This is a genomic window from Acinetobacter sp. ANC 4204, from assembly GCF_002135205.1.
In the GTDB taxonomy this organism is placed as follows: Bacteria; Pseudomonadota; Gammaproteobacteria; order Pseudomonadales; family Moraxellaceae; genus Acinetobacter.
This window is the reverse complement of sequence record NZ_NEFZ01000002.1, coordinates 161,975-177,867: the sequence shown is the minus strand read 5'-3', so window position 1 is coordinate 177,867 and position 15,893 is coordinate 161,975. Positions and strand designations below refer to the sequence as shown.

Here is a 15,893-nt window from a genome sequence, read left to right as displayed (position 1 = left end):
CATTGAGTTTTATCTTAATCCAAACTTCCAGCGAATAATGGAAAATTGGGTATAGAAATGTAAACTTTTATGCAAAATGTGAATACAGTTAGTGTAATCGAAAAGAATTAAGATTCAATGAAGTAGTGAAATTCATGCGCATTAATTTGTTTCAAAACACAAGTTAAATGATGGATTTCGCAATACCGTGTAACATCGGCTTGACTGTGTGGATCAGACGATTTTAGCAGCAAATGTTGATGAGTACTCTTTTTGAGTGCGCGTTTAAGCAACAACAAAGGCATAGGGCAAGGTTGTCCTATTGCATCAATAATGTTGATATTTTGTTCAATATTACTCATATAGTTAGGCTAAGTTTTACAACATTTAGGCGGATAGAAATATTAGCAAATTCAGTGCCAAAACCCAACTATTTCATATTTTATAGGCCGATAGTCGCTATATCAAAAATTACAAATAACTAGTTAAAAAATATGCTGAATTAAAAAAGACGATTAATCAAAAAAAGGGTATGAATTGTTTTTAACCCATGTTAAGCTCGTCGCGTACTGGGATTTAATACAACTATAAATTGTTTTAACGCCTATTTTACAAATGGATGTAACCGGGATTTTGTTAATAGTTATACAGAATGATTACAAGCTTAGAAATAATAAATATTTTTAAACCTTGTTTGGTCTGCTGTTTGCAACACCGGGTGGTCCTTCTTTTAAATACAATGAGGATTAACTTATGACAGCTCGTGAACAAGGCGTAGTTAAATGGTTCAACGACACTAAAGGCTTCGGCTTTATCCAACGCAATGGCGGTGACGATGTATTCGTTCACTTCCGTGCTATCCAAGGCGACGGCCACCGTTCACTTCGTGACGGCCAACGCGTTGAATTCAGCGTTGTAAAAGGTCAAAAAGGCTTCCAAGCTGAAGAAGTACAACCTTTAGACTAATCGTCTGATAGTACTTAAAAACGCCCCAATGTAAATTGGGGCGTTTTTTGTTTATAATACGATTCGATTTTCGTGATTTTCCGTCAGAGCGCACATATATGTCATCAGGTTTTGAAACCTTAAATTTACATCCTCAACTGAAACAAGCCATTGATGCTTTAGGTTTTAAGGATATGACGCCTATTCAGCAAAAGGTTTTAAAATTCACTTTGGCAGGACATGATGCAATTGGTCGTGCACAAACAGGAACAGGGAAGACGGCTGCATTTTTAGTGAGCGTAATTAACGATTTGCTAAATAACCCGATTCAAGGCCAACGTTATCGTGGTGAACCACGTGCTTTAATTTTGGCACCTACGCGAGAGCTTGCACTACAAATTGAAAGTGATGCCAAAGAACTCACGAAATTCTCCGATTTAAATGTCGTGACTTTGTTGGGTGGTGTTGATTTTGATAAACAAAAAGCACAACTTGATAAAAAACCAGTCGATATTATGGTTGCAACTCCTGGTCGTCTGATTGACTTTGTTGAGCAAAAAGAAGTCTGGCTCGACCAAATTGAGTTTTTGGTTATTGATGAAGCTGATCGCTTATTGGATATGGGCTTTATTCCTTCAGTCAAACGTATTGTCCGTTTCTCACCGCGCAAGGAACAACGTCAGACTTTGATGTTCTCTGCAACGTTTAGTTACGATGTTTTAAACCTTGCACAGCAATGGTTATTTGAACCTGTAACCGTTGAAATTGAGCCAGAAAAGAAAACCAATGCCGATGTTGAGCAACGTGTGTACATGGTCGCAAAATCTGATAAATATAAATTGCTACAAGACATTCTACGCGATGAGCCCATTGAAAAAGTCATGATTTTCGCCAATCGTCGTGATCAAGTGCGTAAGCTGTATGACAACTTAAAGCGTGATGGCTATAAAGTAGTGATGTTGTCTGGTGAAATTGCACAAGACAAACGTTTGAAAATGTTAGATCAATTTAAAAATGGTCAACATAATATTATGATTGCAACTGATGTTGCGGGTCGTGGTATCCATGTAGATGGTGTATCGCATGTGGTGAATTTCACTTTACCTGAACAGTCGGATGACTACGTACACCGTATTGGTCGTACAGGTCGCGCAGGTACGCGTGGTGTGAGTATCAGTTTCTTATCTGAAGATGATGCGTTCTATCTACCAGAAATTGAAAAAGCCATTGGGCAAAAACTTCCATTGACACGTTTAGACGGCTATTGTTAATGGTTTGAAGTGATTGGTATAAGAAACCGCTCAGATGAGCGGTTTTTTTATGGCATCTTTATTTTGCTTTACATGAGAAAGTTAAAACAGTTTGGTAGTCACTGTCTTGGTTAATGCCTGAATTTGTACCCGAAATAGAACCCAGTACAGATGCGGCTGCTTGAATCATTTTTCCAGTTTCGTCACTCACTACGCCTTTTAAAGCACCTTGATATTCAGTTTTTTCATCACTCACAATCGCTGTTGCTTTAGAACCACAAGTTTTCGCTGCTGCTTCAATTGCATTATTTTTTGAAATGAGTGCTGTTTTACCAATCCCTGTAACTTCGTATTGATTATCTGCTTTTTGTATAGCGAGAGAGTTACTTGGCGTTGATGCACAAGCACTCAGAAGGAGTATCACAGCAGCTGTTCCAGCCATAACGATATTTTTTTTCATTTTCGTAGCCCAGTTGTGTTTAATAAATGAATGGTTGTATTTGAACATAGCTTTTAGAGTCTAAGGTGAAAGAAATGTACGAAAAATATGGTCTTTTCGATACATTTCTATAAGATTTTTGGATTTTAAAAATAAGTTTTGCTGAAAATGGGTATTTCATAACGAAGCGCTAGAGCAAACTTTTCAGAGTATGCTAATCTAAAACGTATTTTTTAATTTGAAAGATTAAGCACCCAATGACGGAACTCGAAGTAGATATCGTTCATCAAAATATGCATCAACGTCAATCGCTTGGACATTTAGTCGAACCTGCACCGAATGCGGAACAATTAGAACGGGCCTTTCAAGCTGCCTTGACTGCACCTGACCACCATCGTTTAAAACCGACTCGTTTTATTGTAATCGCTGAAGATCAGCGTGAGGCATTTGGTGAGCTTTTGTCACAAGCCTTGGCAGATTTAGGTGAAACGGAAGTGGCACAGTTGGATCGGGTCAAAAATCATCCTTTTCGTGCGCCTTTATTGGTATTGGCTTTAACCAAGTTTCAACAACACCCGAAAGTCCCTTATTTTGAGCAGACTTTAAGTAGTGGTGCTGCGATTCAAAACTTTATTTTGTCATTACAGGCGCAAGGCTTTTCAAGTATGTGGCGTAGTGGAGCAGTGGTGGAATCGGAATATTTAAAAAAGGCTTTAGGCCTCACCGCAGATGATTTGATTTCAGGTATTTTATACATTGGTACAGCATTTAAAGCGATTCCTCCACGTGCTGAGATTCAAACCCAAGATTACGTAAGTTATTGGAATCAATAGTTCCATTTTAGGATATAAAAATAATGTCAGAGTTAAAGTTTTCAGATTTGGTTGAACCTGTAGCGGTGAATCAAAAAACGGCACTACGTATTACAGTTTTGGGTGGCGGTAGTTTTGGAACGGCCATGGCGAATACCGCGGTTCGTAATGGCTGCGATACTATGATTTGGATTCGTGATGAAGCCGTTGCGGCGGATATCAATGCGACGCATGTGAATAAACGCTATTTGCCTGATTTTAAATTGGAAGATGGTTTGCGTGCAGTTTCAAATATAGAAGAGGCTGTTCGTGATCGCGACATTATTTTAGTGGCGATTCCAAGTCATTCTTTTCGTGATGTCCTCAAACAAATCAAACCGTTTATTACTTCGCAAGCGGTGGTGTCTTTGACCAAAGGTATCGAAGCCAATACCTTTAGTTTTATGAGTGATATTATTCGCTCAGAGCTACCAGAAGTGCCTTATGGGGTATTGTCTGGTCCAAATTTGGCCAAGGAAATTGTCGCGGGGCAACCAGCCGGAACAGTGATTGCAAGCGAGTCCGAGCTAGTGCGATATGCAGTGCAACAAGCGTTACATAGTGCATTATTTCGTGTTTTTGCTAGTGATGATGTGCATGGTGTAGAACTTGGTGGTGCGCTTAAAAATATTTATGCGGTCGCAATGGGAATGGCTGCTGCATACAAAGTCGGTGAAAATACCAAGAGTATGATTTTGACCCGTGCTTTGGCGGAAATGAGTCGTTTTGCAGTGAAGTTAGGGGCAAATCCACTCACTTTCTTGGGCTTGTCTGGTGTGGGTGATTTATTTGCAACCTGTAGCAGTCCACTCAGTCGCAATTATCAAGTAGGGTTTGCATTGGGGCAGGGCAAGAGTTTGGAACAGGCAACCACTGAACTCGGACAAACGGCAGAAGGGATCAATACCATTGTGCAAGTGAAAGCGCGCTCCGAAGAGTTGGATGTGTATATGCCGATTACTAGCGCGTTATACAGTGTGATATTTGAAAATGCACCGCCAATGACAATTGCGCTTTCATTGATGAAAAATGGACATCGAAGTGATGTGGAATTCGTTTTACCACATCATGAAGTTTAAAATGATAGAAAAAGGCTGATAAAATGGACTGTTGAATGTCCAAAGTGACAGTATTGTCATAAAAATTAATTAAAATAATCAGGATTTGAATAAGGATTTTTTATGCAACTGACTTTAGTTCGTCATGGTGAAGCTGCACCACCGATGATGGGGAATGATAGCAAGCGACCATTGACAGAAAGAGGGCATGCACAAGCTGAACAGACTGCTGACTTTTTAAAGTCACGTATTCAACCAGATGTATTTGTCGTGAGCCCTTTGTTACGAGCACAGGAAACCTTGGCGCACATTAAACAGCATTTTGCTGATGTGCCTGTCGTGGTGTGTAATACTATTAAACCCGATGACGATGCTAAGGCTGCGGTTGAGTGGTTGTCACATTTACCCTATGAGTCTATTGTTGTGGTATGTCATATGAATGTGGTGGCACATATAGCATCTATTTTGGTAACAGAATCATTTAACCCTTATGCTTTGGCAGAAGTTCGTATTTATGAGCAAGCAGTCATTGCAGAGGGCTTGTCGACACAAACAAAAGCATTTATACCTAGTATATAAAAAATAATTCAAACGGCAGAATATAATACATGTTGCAAATTTGGATGCCCGAAGCCGATGGAACATGGCACTGGTCTACAGGGGAAAGATGGCAAACTGCTTATACACTTGAGCAATTGATCCAAGATATACAAGCTCATCATGGTGAGGAAGCAACCGTTTTCTTTCCAAGTCGAGATGTGCAAATGATTCAGCAAAACATACCTAAGGCTCAATACAAACAATTGGGTGCTGAAGGGGTGAGATATTTGCTCGAAGAATATGTGCTGAGCTCAATTGACCAGATGAAGGTTCTACACCACTTTCAAGCGCCTGAGCAGTTAACGGTGTTAGGTATTGCAAATCATCGCTTAGAAACATTGCAACATGCACTTAGCTTAATTCCTGTGAAATTGGTGAGTCTATTACCAGACTTTTTGATTCTGCCAGAACCGACAGCAGAACAGGTTATACTGGGCTGTATTGAAGAACGCTTGTTATTTCGTTCTAATACATGGTTGGGTGGCTCGATTGATGATCTTTCGGTGTTCTTAGATTATCAAGCGCCTGAGCAAAAATATAAAATTTGTAATTTTACTGCTTCACACATGCACAGTCTAAGTGCCCGTGTGACACAGGAGCAGCTAGAGTCTTTTCACTATGAGTGGGTTGCCTTGCCAAGAGCAAAGCAACATCCGTGGAATGTGTTACCTAAAGTTAAAGAGCAGAGCAGCTCAGGAGGTTACTGGAAAGCCTGTGCTGCGGTCTTGGTTGCATTGATTGTGACGCAACTCGCTTATGATACAACTCGTTGGTATCAAAACAAAAAAATAGCAGACCAAGTTGCGGTTCAAGCTGTCGATCAATTTAAATATTGGTTTGGTGCGAATTATCCTGTGACCGAGCAAACGTTACGAAGTCAGTTTGAATACCAGCTAAAAATGAATAAACAAGCTGATGCACAAGCTTTATCTTTGCTTAGTCGAGTTGGTCCTGTATTGATGCAACAGCAAATTGTGGCCAATCAGGTGGTATATGAAGCGAATACTTTGAATATGCAATTGAAGGCAAATTCGGCAGACGCTTTGCAAGCACTTACTCAGCAACTGAACCAACAAGGTTTTCAGGTTGAATTAGGCAATATCCAGCCGACTACGGGTGGGGCCATTGGAATGGTGAAAATACAATAATGAAAGCCATGCAAAATTTACAAACAGTTTTCGATCAGCGTTTAGAGGTAATCGGTGTTTATTTTGACCGTCTTACACCGCGCGACCGTATATTGGCTATCTTCTTGGTCGTTTTCGTCTTGGTGAGCTCGATAGGGGCTACACTTTGGTATACCCATGCTGCGGCAGAGAAACAGCAAAAACGCGTGAATCAGCTCAAGGAAACCATGACATGGATGCAGAGCAATGCAGTCACCATGAAGTCAAGTTCTGATGGGCAATTAACACCGATGGAGCAAATCCAGCGTATCGCCCAGCAGCAAGGCTTATCGGTTACTTCACAGCAAAATGCTGAACAAATTCAGTTGGTCGTGAGCCATCAGAACTATGTGATTTTGGCCAATTTTCTGACGCAGTTAATACAAAATGGTTTAAGTATTGAAAAGATGGAATTGGTCTCAGATGCAGGGCAGATTAAATTATCGGCGAGCGTGAAATAATCGCTAAAAATAAAGCCAGACGAGGCATGGTGTTTTAGCTAGGCTATGCCTATAATATGGCGACTTAAAAAGCAGTAGACTTTTGCAGATATGTTGTATTCTCTTGCCCGCCCTTTGTTGTTTACTTTAGCACCAGAGCGTGCACATGAGCTAACATTATCGCTATTGAAATTGACACATAAAGTTGGCTTAATGCGTCAAAATATAGCGGCTAAACCGGTGACATGTATGGGCATCGAATTCCCTAATCCTGTGGGTTTAGCTGCTGGCCTAGATAAAAATGGTGCTTATATTGACGCACTGGCAGGTTTGGGTTTTGGTTTTATTGAGATTGGAACCATTACCCCACGTCCTCAGGCAGGGAATCCTTTGCCACGTTTGTTCCGTGTTCCGCAAGCCAAAGCTATTATTAACCGTATGGGTTTTAACAATGATGGCGTGGATCAACTGATTGAAAATGTCAAAGCAGCAAAATTTAAAGGTGTTCTGGGCATTAATATTGGTAAAAATGCCGATACTCCAGTAGAAAAAGCAGTAGATGACTATTTGATTTGTTTAGAAAAAGTCTATAACTATGCCTCTTATATTACGGTCAATATTTCCTCTCCAAACACTAAAAACCTACGTAGTCTACAAAGCGGCGATGCGCTGACAGAACTATTAGAAACATTGAAAAAACGTCAACTGGAACTCGCAGAAGAGCAACAACATTATGTGCCTTTGGTGCTTAAAGTTGCTCCAGATTTGGAAGCGGAAGATATTCAGTTTATTGCGAAACAATTGCTTCAGTTTAAAATTGATGGCCTGATCGTGACCAATACGACTTTATCACGCGAGGGTGTGGAAAACTTACCGTTTGGTGATGAAGCAGGTGGTTTGTCTGGTGCACCTGTATTTGAAAAAAGTACAGCGTGTTTAAAAGCGTTTGCTGATGCTTTGAAGGGTCAAATTCCGTTGATTGGTGTGGGTGGAATTTTATCGGGTGAGCAGGCTGTTGCAAAACAAAATGCAGGTGCAAGCCTTGTACAAGTTTATAGTGGCCTCATCTATACAGGGCCAACTTTAATTCAAGACTGCGTCGCCGCACTGAAAACAACATGAATGCCATTGATATCTTCATATTGATTATATTGCTCATTGGAGGGCTTAACGGTTTGCGTCAAGGATTTGTCAAAGCCTTTGCGAACTTGATAGGATGGATTCTAGCACTGATTTTAGGTGCGAAATTTGCAACTGTCCTAGCACCTTCGATGGTCTCACTCAGTGAAGATCCAGTGGTTCAAAAAATTGCAGCTTTTGCATTTATTGTATTGGTTATTGTGGTTTTGACGTGGTTCGTCACGGCATTACTCAACAACATCTTAAAGAGCTTAAAACTCGGACCTTTGAATCGTTTAGCCGGTGGTGCGTTTGGTTCTTTAAAAGGGTTGTTAATTGTTCTGATTACGATGCAAGGTGTGGGATCTTGGGTAGAAACGTCTCCATATTGGAAACAATCCAAGTTTGTACAAACACTTTTGCCTTACGCGCCTTTTGCGATGCAGCTTTCAAAAGAAGCGGCCAATGAGGCTATGTCACATATCAAGTCTGAAGATGCACATGTATCTTCAGATTCTTCACCTAAAATTTCCTCGAAAAATGCTGAGGGGCAGGGTGAGTCAACAAATAATCCTTTTTATTAATCCTAGCTTGTCTGCGAGGTTGCTATGTGTGGAGTAGTTGGTATAGCTGGTAAATCAGCTGTTAACCAAATGTTGTTTGATGCATTAACGATGTTACAACATCGTGGGCAAGATGCAGCTGGGATAGTAACCTGCCACGAAGGTCGTTTATTTTTACGTAAAGACAATGGCATGGTTCGCGATGTGTTCCATACTCGCCATATGCGTGCATTACAAGGTAATTACGGTATTGGCCATGTACGTTATCCTACGGCGGGTTCATCGAGCAGCGCTGAAGCGCAGCCTTTCTATGTGAACTCACCTTATGGGATCACGTTAGCGCATAATGGTAACTTAACCAATGCTGAAGAAATTCATGATGATCTGTTCAAAACAGACTTACGTCATATGAATACAGATTCAGACTCGGAAGTGCTGTTAAACGTGTTTGCACACGAGCTACAAAAACGCGGTAAATTGATGCCTACGGCGGACGATATTTTCCACGTAGTCAGCAAAGTACATCAGCGTTGTAAAGGTGGTTATGCTGTAGTTGCGATGCTTACAGGCCACGGTTTAGTGGGTTTTCGTGATCCAAATGGTATTCGTCCACTCATTTATGGCTCGCGGGAAACTGATGCTGGGATGGAATACATCATTGCATCTGAATCAGTTGCTATTACGGCACTTGGCTTTAAGGTTGAGCGTGATATTGCCCCAGGTGAAGCGATCTTTATCGACTCGAAAGGTCAGATGTTTACTAAGCAATGTGCTGAAGCGCCTGAATATCGTCCATGTATTTTTGAATACGTGTACTTTGCGCGTCCAGATGCAATCATTGATGGTATTTCAGTCTACAAAGCACGTTTAAAAATGGGCGAAAAACTTGCTCAGAAAATCCTGACGGAGTGGAGTGAAGAGCATGACATTGATGTGGTGATTCCAATTCCTGATACTTCACGTACTTCAGCGCTTGAACTTGCAAATATGTTAGGCGTGAAGTTCCGCGAAGGCTTTATGAAGAACCGTTATATTGGCCGTACCTTTATTATGCCAGGTCAGCAACTACGTAAAAAATCAGTGCGTCAAAAGCTCAACCCTGTTGAACTAGAGTTCCAAGGTAAAAATGTACTGTTGGTAGATGACTCAATTGTACGTGGTACTACGTGTAACGAAATTATCCAAATGGCACGTGATGCGGGTGCGAAAAAAGTTTTCTTTGCTTCTGCTGCACCAATGGTGAAATATCCAAACGTCTATGGTATTGATATGCCTGCGAAAGATGAGCTCATTGCATCAGATCGCAGTGTGGAAGAAATTCGTGAAATTATTGGTGCTGATCGTTTGATTTTCCAAGATTTGGAAGACTTAAAAGCGGCTGTGCGTACCAGTAAAGTGCCTGATTTGAAAGAGTTTGATTGCTCTGTATTTGATGGTAAATATGTTGCAGGCGGTATTGATGAAGCATATTTAAATGAATTACAAGCGAAACGTCGCGAAACATCGAAGAAAAAAGACAGTTATATTGACGTCAATATTGATGCAGCTTCTGTTGATTTGACGGGTGTAAAAGAAGTCTAAGCGATTTAGCGTGGAGAAAAGCGGGAGTTTCCCGCTTTTTTCATTTATGATGGATTTGATTAGGCAATGTAAGAAAAGGGATTTACATTGAAAGGTGTAAGTTATTCAATCATAAAGAATAAAAATATGTTGTGGTCTGCGAGTATTTGTATGCTTGCAGTGCTCTTGTCATTGTTTATTTTAAATACGGTGGTTGGTCTTCTCGTTTTTTACTTTGACCCGAGCCAAAGCATTTTTTGGCACAGCTTGAGTGTTTACTTAATTGGTGTATTGCTCCTCATAATGGGCTATTCAGTTGTTTATGAATTGTATGTGTTTCGCTCAGGGGGACATAGCTTAGCAAAGCAACTGCGTGCACGACGTTTAAGTTTGATTGAAAGCACACCTGAAGAAAGTATTGCGCTGAAAATTACTGAAAAATTAGCAGATACTTTTTTAATAGAAACCCCTGCGATCTATGTTTTGCCTGATGAAGTAGGGGTCAATGCATTGACTGCGGGTTTTGAGCCGAAAAATATTGCAATTATTATAACATGGGGTGCCTTACAAAACCTCGATGAGCTTGAGCTGACTGGTCTGTTAAATCATGAATTTAACCAAATTCTATCAGGTGAAACAGCAGAAAATACACGTCTGAAAATTCTATATAGTGCCTTAACCACCTTTAGTCAGTGGGGCAGTAAAATTGCTAAATTGGGCTTTTCAACTCATCATAAAAAGTCACAAGGTTTTGAGACGACATTTGTTGCAACAGGTGGTGTAATTTGGTTGGTGGGCAGTTTAGGTGTATTGGTCACACGTTGTATCAAGTTTTTAACCTTGGGCGGGCGAACTCTAAAAAATGACATGAAAACGCGCCGCCTGATGCAAAACGATGCCAATATTCAAACACTAATGCGGATTTATGTGCATCATGCAGGCTCGCAAATTCATAGTGAATATTCGGAGTCGATTGCACATATGTGTTTTGCTAACTCTTTAAGCGCTCAGAGCTGGATGAATATTCATCCAAGTATTGAAGAGCGTATTTATGAAATGAATCCGAATTTGGTACAAGATATACAACTTGAAAATTTAGAGAAATTACGTAATCGTCCTTTGTTTGGCTTGTTTCGGTCCTTAGAGGAGCAATATACCGACTTTCAAGCACCGTGGACGTCTCCACAGCCTTTACCTTTGCTGCGACTATCCCCTATTAGTTTTGCGATTAAAGATGCGATTAAACCATTGAACCCTGAAGTACGTGCACATATTGAACGTCCAGAGTTGATTCAGCGTGCGTTACAGACTGCAACAGGTTCGCGCGAATTAATGGTCGCGATTCTCATGATTCGCCAGTTTCGTGAATTTATCCCTGCTGAAGCGGAAGTCAGTCGTGCCATTGTTGACTCACTATTAAATCTTGATGGACGTGTGCACATTTCTATTTTCCATGAGGCCTGTCTAAATATTGGGGGGATGCCTGCCACGATTGCACGTCAGTTTTTACTGAAACTGGCGAGAATTATTCAGGAGGATGGGGAAATCGGTCTTTTGGATGCTTTGTTGCTAGAACGGGTTAAATTTGAATTGAATCTATTGCCTGTGCATACGCCAGCCGCACTGGATGAAGTTAAACCGCAGATTGTGCGCTTGATTGATGCGCTGTTGCATGTACAGCAAATCAATAGTGAAACGCAATTGGAAGTACGTGAGAAAATTTTACGTCGGGTTCTAACCCTTCAAGAGTTGGAGCAATATGCAGAAATTTCAGATGAGCCGATTGATTTGGCAGAAATTTTAAATGATATGGCTGGGCTTCTACTCCGAGATCGTTTAAGCATCTTGGGGGTGGCTGAAATTTGTTTGTGGAATGACCGCATCATTACTCAAGATGAGCAAGATGTTTTAGAGTTGCTCTATTGGCGTCTTGGTTTTGATAGTGAAGAGATCGTTGAGCAAATGCAGAAGAAAAACCGCTTGATGATTGTTTAGTAGATTGGACACTTATGGGGGGCAGTATTTGCCTATTGAGTATGCAATACCATGTGAAAAGCAAAGCATCTCTGGGCATTTGTCGTTAGAATAAGCATTGATCGGTAGGTGAAGTAAAAAGATGATCGGGCATCAGCGTGAGGTTTTGGCAGGTTTAGGAATTGATTTATGGGTTCCGCGATCACTGCCGTCTCAACAAAATGTTGCACCTTCGATTTGGAGAGATCAAAACAGTGCGGAACGTATTTCTGAAATTATTGTGTCTCAGGTTCAACCCAATGCAGAAATAACGATTGAACGTCCGCTGATTCAAAAAAAGAATCCGCATCCAACGCCATCTGCTGAAATTGTAACACAGCCGATCCAACAAGAAGTTGTTACAGCGAACAAAGAAGAGATTGTCCGAGAGACAATGCATGTTGATGCTTTTCAGTTACAGGCGATTACCTTGGCGCATTGTGCTTTGGTCATAGATGCTTCTTCGTTGAGTGCCGAGCAGCAACAACTTTGGCAAAATATCGTACAAGCTTTACCTGCGCAAAAGTATGCGTTGAATTGGCCATTCCCTTTGCTTAATTTACAAGATGGGCGTGGCGTGCAAAGTTATATCCAAGGTTTCTTTGATGGCTTAAGTCAGGGGAAGACAGTCATTGCACTGGGTGCCATACCAAATGCTAATGGTGTAAAATTCACACAAGTAGCAAGTTTGCAAGAAATGCTGGATCAGTCTTTGTTGAAAAAAGCGCTGTGGCAAATGATGCGAGTAAAACAACCCAATACGGAATAGATATGAAGCAAAAAGTCGTTGTTTTTAGTCAAATTGATACAGAAGTATTGGAGCGCCTAAAGCAGCGTTATCACGTGGTGGTCATCAACCCGAAAGAGGGTGATGTTAATATGCAAATCCGTGAGCAAGTTGCGAATGCGGATGGCATGATTGGCGCAGGGCGCGTACTCAATCAAAATAACCTAGAAACTGCGAAACAGCTCAAAATTATATCTAGTGTTAGTGTTGGTTATGATAACTATGACTTGAGCTATCTTAATCAAGCAAAAGTTTGGCTGAGCCATACGCCACATGTGTTAACCAATGCGACAGCAGATTTGGCTTTTACTCTATTGATGAGTGCAGCGCGTCAAGTGCCCTATTTAGATCAGTGGACCAAAACTGGACAATGGCTAAGAACCGTGGGTCAAGCACAGTTTGGTCAAGAAATTTTTGGACAAAACTTGGGAATTATTGGCTTGGGGAATATTGGTGCTGCGATAGCACGTCGAGGTTTTCATGGTTTTAACATGAATATTTTATATCATGGTCGTCATGAAAAATTAGAATTAGCACAAGCCTTAAATGCGCGTTTCTGTGGGTTGGATGAGCTGCTGGTGCAGTCTGACTTTGTGGTGGTAGCCGTTGATTTGAATGCACATACCAAGCATTTGATTGATGCTAAAGCCTTTGAGAAAATGAAACCGCATGCGGTTTTTGTCAATGTTTCTCGCGGTGCAGTGGTGGATGAGCAAGCACTGATTCAAGCATTAGAACAAAAGCAAATTTTTGCAGCAGGTCTGGATGTCTATGATCAAGAGCCTTTGCAAGACTCTGGTCTGTTTCAATTACCGAATGTCGTGACTTTGCCACATATTGGCTCTGCAACAGAAGTAACTCGTAAAAAGATGGCAGAATTAGCGTATCAAAACTTAGTAAAAGCCTTGGATGGAGATCAGCCACAATATCTGGTGAACCCTGAATTTAAATAAAAAATTGATAACACTTCATTGCATTTTCATTCAATTATCAATGTTATAGTGATTTTATTCCTTTAAACAAAGTTGGGGTGAGGGTTGAAACGTTTTCTGTGTGCATACAGTTTAAGTCTAATTTCGACTGTTGGTTTTGCAGAAAATCAATTCTCAACAACTGCGCCCCAATTCAATGTACCTGAAATTGGTTCGGGTATAGGTTTTATTGACCAATATAACGAGCGTTATATTGGAGAGAAAGTCTATCGTGAAGTGCACCGTCAGCTTCCAGTTATGCAAAACACTTGGTTGGAAGATCAATTGTTGAAGGCTTTTTCCAATATTTTGAGTCAAACTCAACTTGGACAGCCGATCGGTCTGGTTGTGATAGATGATCCACAAATTAATGCTTTTGCAGTCCCAGGTGGTTTGTTTGCATTAAATGCAGGCTTGATCACCAATGCCAATAATATGGACGAAGTGGCAGGTGTTATGGCGCATGAGATTGCGCACGTCACACAGCGCCACTACAGTCGTTCACAGGAAGCATTTAAGGGGCAGGGCTTACTTGCTTTGGCCGGTATTTTGGTGGGTGCTTTGGTTGCTTCAAAAGCAGATGGGGATGTGGGTTCTGCCGTGATGGTGGGTACACAGGCTGCGATGATGGACAAGCAGTTGTCCTATAGCCGGAACCAAGAGCGTGAAGCTGACCGTATAGGTATGCAATATATGTATGGTGCGGGTTATAACCCGCAGAGTATGGCTGACTTTTTTGAAGTGATGCATCGTGCGACTAGTCGAGTGAGCTTTTTGCCTGACTTTTGGCTCACACATCCACTGACAACGGAACGAATGAGTGAAGCGAGGCTCAGAGCAAATCAGCTGCCTAAAGTGAAGTCTTCTTGGCGTGATGAAGACTTTGAAATCCTAAAGTTATACACCTTGGTCGCTTCCAATCAAGCCACAGAGCAGCAATTACAGACGTTAGTAAACCAGAACAATTATGCAGCAGAGCTAGCTTTGGCTAGTTTTTATGTGAAACAGGGTGATTATAAGCTTGCTCAACAAGTATTAGATCAAGCAAAGTCGCATCAAAGATTACATAATTTGCAAACCTTGATTCAGACCGATATTTTACTTGGGCAAAATCGGGTGAATGAGGCTTTAGCAGTGATCCAATCACCTGCGAGTATCATGCCTGAAAATCGTGCTTTAAATTATAAGTTGGCAGAAGTGTATATTCAGCAAAAACGACCTGAACTGGCACAACCTGTGTTAAATCGGTTCCTAAATACCAATCCTAGAGATGTAAGTGCATGGCGCCTGATGCAACAAGCAGCGAGCTTAGATAAGCAATCTCCAATGCATACTGTTAATGTTTTGCGGTACCGGGCTGAGGTACAATTTTGGTCGGGTTTTGAGGAAGAGGGAATTAAGTCACTATTGCATGCGCAGCGTTTAGCGAAAGATAATGAGTCGATGTCTGCTACAATTAAAATGCGTTTAACGCAAATGCAGAAAGATCGACAATTTAGAGCTTAATCCAAACTGAGCTAAAAAGTAGTGTGTTGAACGGGGATAAATTAGAGATTGATAATTGTTTGAAAAATAAAAAAGAGAGAAGATTTGAGAGAATTATTTTTATGACAAGTAAACTTTGAACTGCCTTTTTAAGGGTCAGTTCAACGTAATGGATTTAAAGATTTTTAAATTAAGCCAGTTTTGCTTTAATTTTAGCTGAAACTTGAGAAGGATCGGCGCGCCCGGCTATGAGCGGACGCAGAGAATTCATCACCTTACCCATATCTTTCATGCTAGTAGCTTCTTGCGCTGCAATCGTTTGCGCAATCATGGAATCAAGTTCTTCCTCAGTCATAGCTTCTGGTAGAAATTGAGATAAAACCTCAAGTTCGGCTTGTTCCTTACTAGCTAAATCTTCTCGACCAGCACCTTCAAAGGCTTTGATCGATTCTTTACGTTGTTTAATTTGTTTTTCAATGACCGCAAGAACTTGAGCGTCGTCAAGTTCTTTGCGCTCATCGACTTCGATTTGCTTAATTGCTGCCTGTAGACCACGAATTACCGTTAACTTATCCATTTCTTTAGCACGCATAGTGGCTTTCAAAACTTCAGTTATTTGGCTTTTTAAAGTAGTCATTATTTAGTCCAGACAGTCAATCACAAATTA

Annotated in this window: 17 protein-coding genes; 14 read left to right on the top strand and 3 right to left on the bottom strand. The window is 40.9% G+C overall.

All coding sequences use genetic code 11. The features are described 5' to 3' along the window. Positions 1–107 precede the first annotated feature (107 nt). Positions 108–341: a sulfurtransferase TusA family protein gene (locus B9T36_RS04710; RefSeq protein WP_086208400.1), complete on the bottom strand. Its 234-nt coding sequence runs from the start codon at positions 339–341 to the stop codon at positions 108–110. A 391-nt stretch (positions 342–732) separates the two neighbouring features. Between B9T36_RS04710 and B9T36_RS04705 the strand changes: the two genes are divergently transcribed. Together B9T36_RS04705 and rhlB are read left to right on the top strand one after the other, a co-directional pair. Beyond that, the gene (locus B9T36_RS04705; protein ID WP_004648643.1) at positions 733–945 is read left to right on the top strand and encodes a cold-shock protein; all 213 of its coding nucleotides are present in this window, start codon (positions 733–735) and stop codon (positions 943–945) included. 98 nt (positions 946–1,043) lie between these two features. Further along, positions 1,044–2,195, top strand: coding sequence for an ATP-dependent RNA helicase RhlB (gene rhlB, locus B9T36_RS04700; RefSeq protein ID WP_110975280.1), 1,152 nt, complete (start codon positions 1,044–1,046; stop codon positions 2,193–2,195). A gap of 58 nt (positions 2,196–2,253) precedes the next feature. Here rhlB and B9T36_RS04695 read toward each other — a convergent pair whose 3' ends face one another. Next, entirely contained in the window at positions 2,254–2,634 is a 381-nt protein-coding gene (locus B9T36_RS04695) for a hypothetical protein (RefSeq protein ID WP_086208398.1), read from the bottom strand. Positions 2,635–2,870: 236 nt separating this feature from the next. On the opposite strand from B9T36_RS04695, the gene B9T36_RS04690 reads away from it, so the two are divergent. The 12 genes from B9T36_RS04690 (at position 2,871) to B9T36_RS04635 (ending at position 15,247) form a co-directional block, all read left to right on the top strand. Next, on the top strand, positions 2,871–3,446 hold the full coding sequence (locus B9T36_RS04690; protein WP_086208397.1) for a nitroreductase family protein: 576 nt from the start codon (positions 2,871–2,873) through the stop codon (positions 3,444–3,446). A 23-nt stretch (positions 3,447–3,469) separates the two neighbouring features. Continuing rightward, positions 3,470–4,543 (top strand): NAD(P)H-dependent glycerol-3-phosphate dehydrogenase, encoded by a 1,074-nt coding sequence (locus B9T36_RS04685; RefSeq protein WP_086208396.1) that lies wholly within the window; start codon positions 3,470–3,472, stop codon positions 4,541–4,543. 102 nt (positions 4,544–4,645) lie between these two features. After that, positions 4,646–5,101 carry a phosphohistidine phosphatase SixA gene (gene sixA, locus B9T36_RS04680; RefSeq protein ID WP_086208395.1) on the top strand — a complete coding sequence of 152 codons (456 nt, stop codon included), beginning with the start codon at positions 4,646–4,648 and terminating at the stop codon, positions 5,099–5,101. A gap of 29 nt (positions 5,102–5,130) precedes the next feature. Next, a complete protein-coding gene (gene gspL / locus B9T36_RS04675; RefSeq protein WP_086208394.1) occupies positions 5,131–6,270 on the top strand; it encodes a type II secretion system protein GspL in 1,140 nt (379 codons plus the stop codon). Beyond that, positions 6,270–6,749 (top strand): type II secretion system protein GspM, encoded by a 480-nt coding sequence (gene gspM / locus B9T36_RS04670; RefSeq protein WP_086208393.1) that lies wholly within the window; start codon positions 6,270–6,272, stop codon positions 6,747–6,749. Before gspL ends, gspM begins: the two co-directional genes overlap by 1 nt. A 90-nt stretch (positions 6,750–6,839) precedes the next feature. Then, a complete protein-coding gene (locus B9T36_RS04665; protein ID WP_086208392.1) occupies positions 6,840–7,850 on the top strand; it encodes a quinone-dependent dihydroorotate dehydrogenase in 1,011 nt (336 codons plus the stop codon). Further along, positions 7,847–8,431, top strand: coding sequence for a CvpA family protein (locus B9T36_RS04660; RefSeq protein WP_086208391.1), 585 nt, complete (start codon positions 7,847–7,849; stop codon positions 8,429–8,431). The genes B9T36_RS04665 and B9T36_RS04660 overlap by 4 nt, the downstream gene beginning before the upstream one ends. Before the next feature lie 24 nt (positions 8,432–8,455). Continuing rightward, a complete protein-coding gene (purF, locus tag B9T36_RS04655; RefSeq protein WP_086208390.1) occupies positions 8,456–9,991 on the top strand; it encodes an amidophosphoribosyltransferase in 1,536 nt (511 codons plus the stop codon). 87 nt (positions 9,992–10,078) lie between these two features. Continuing rightward, on the top strand, positions 10,079–11,965 hold the full coding sequence (locus B9T36_RS04650) for a M48 family metalloprotease (RefSeq protein ID WP_213033317.1): 1,887 nt from the start codon (positions 10,079–10,081) through the stop codon (positions 11,963–11,965). A 121-nt stretch (positions 11,966–12,086) separates the two neighbouring features. Then, on the top strand, positions 12,087–12,752 hold the full coding sequence (locus B9T36_RS04645; protein WP_086208388.1) for a hypothetical protein: 666 nt from the start codon (positions 12,087–12,089) through the stop codon (positions 12,750–12,752). A 2-nt stretch (positions 12,753–12,754) separates the two neighbouring features. After that, positions 12,755–13,723 carry a 2-hydroxyacid dehydrogenase gene (locus tag B9T36_RS04640; protein ID WP_086208387.1) on the top strand — a complete coding sequence of 323 codons (969 nt, stop codon included), beginning with the start codon at positions 12,755–12,757 and terminating at the stop codon, positions 13,721–13,723. Positions 13,724–13,807: 84 nt separating this feature from the next. Continuing rightward, positions 13,808–15,247, top strand: coding sequence for a M48 family metalloprotease (locus B9T36_RS04635; RefSeq protein ID WP_086208386.1), 1,440 nt, complete (start codon positions 13,808–13,810; stop codon positions 15,245–15,247). A 169-nt stretch (positions 15,248–15,416) separates the two neighbouring features. On the opposite strand, the gene B9T36_RS04630 is transcribed toward B9T36_RS04635, so the two are convergent. Beyond that, positions 15,417–15,863, bottom strand: coding sequence for a GatB/YqeY domain-containing protein (locus B9T36_RS04630; RefSeq protein WP_004982206.1), 447 nt, complete (start codon positions 15,861–15,863; stop codon positions 15,417–15,419). Between the last annotated feature and the right edge of the window lie 30 nt (positions 15,864–15,893).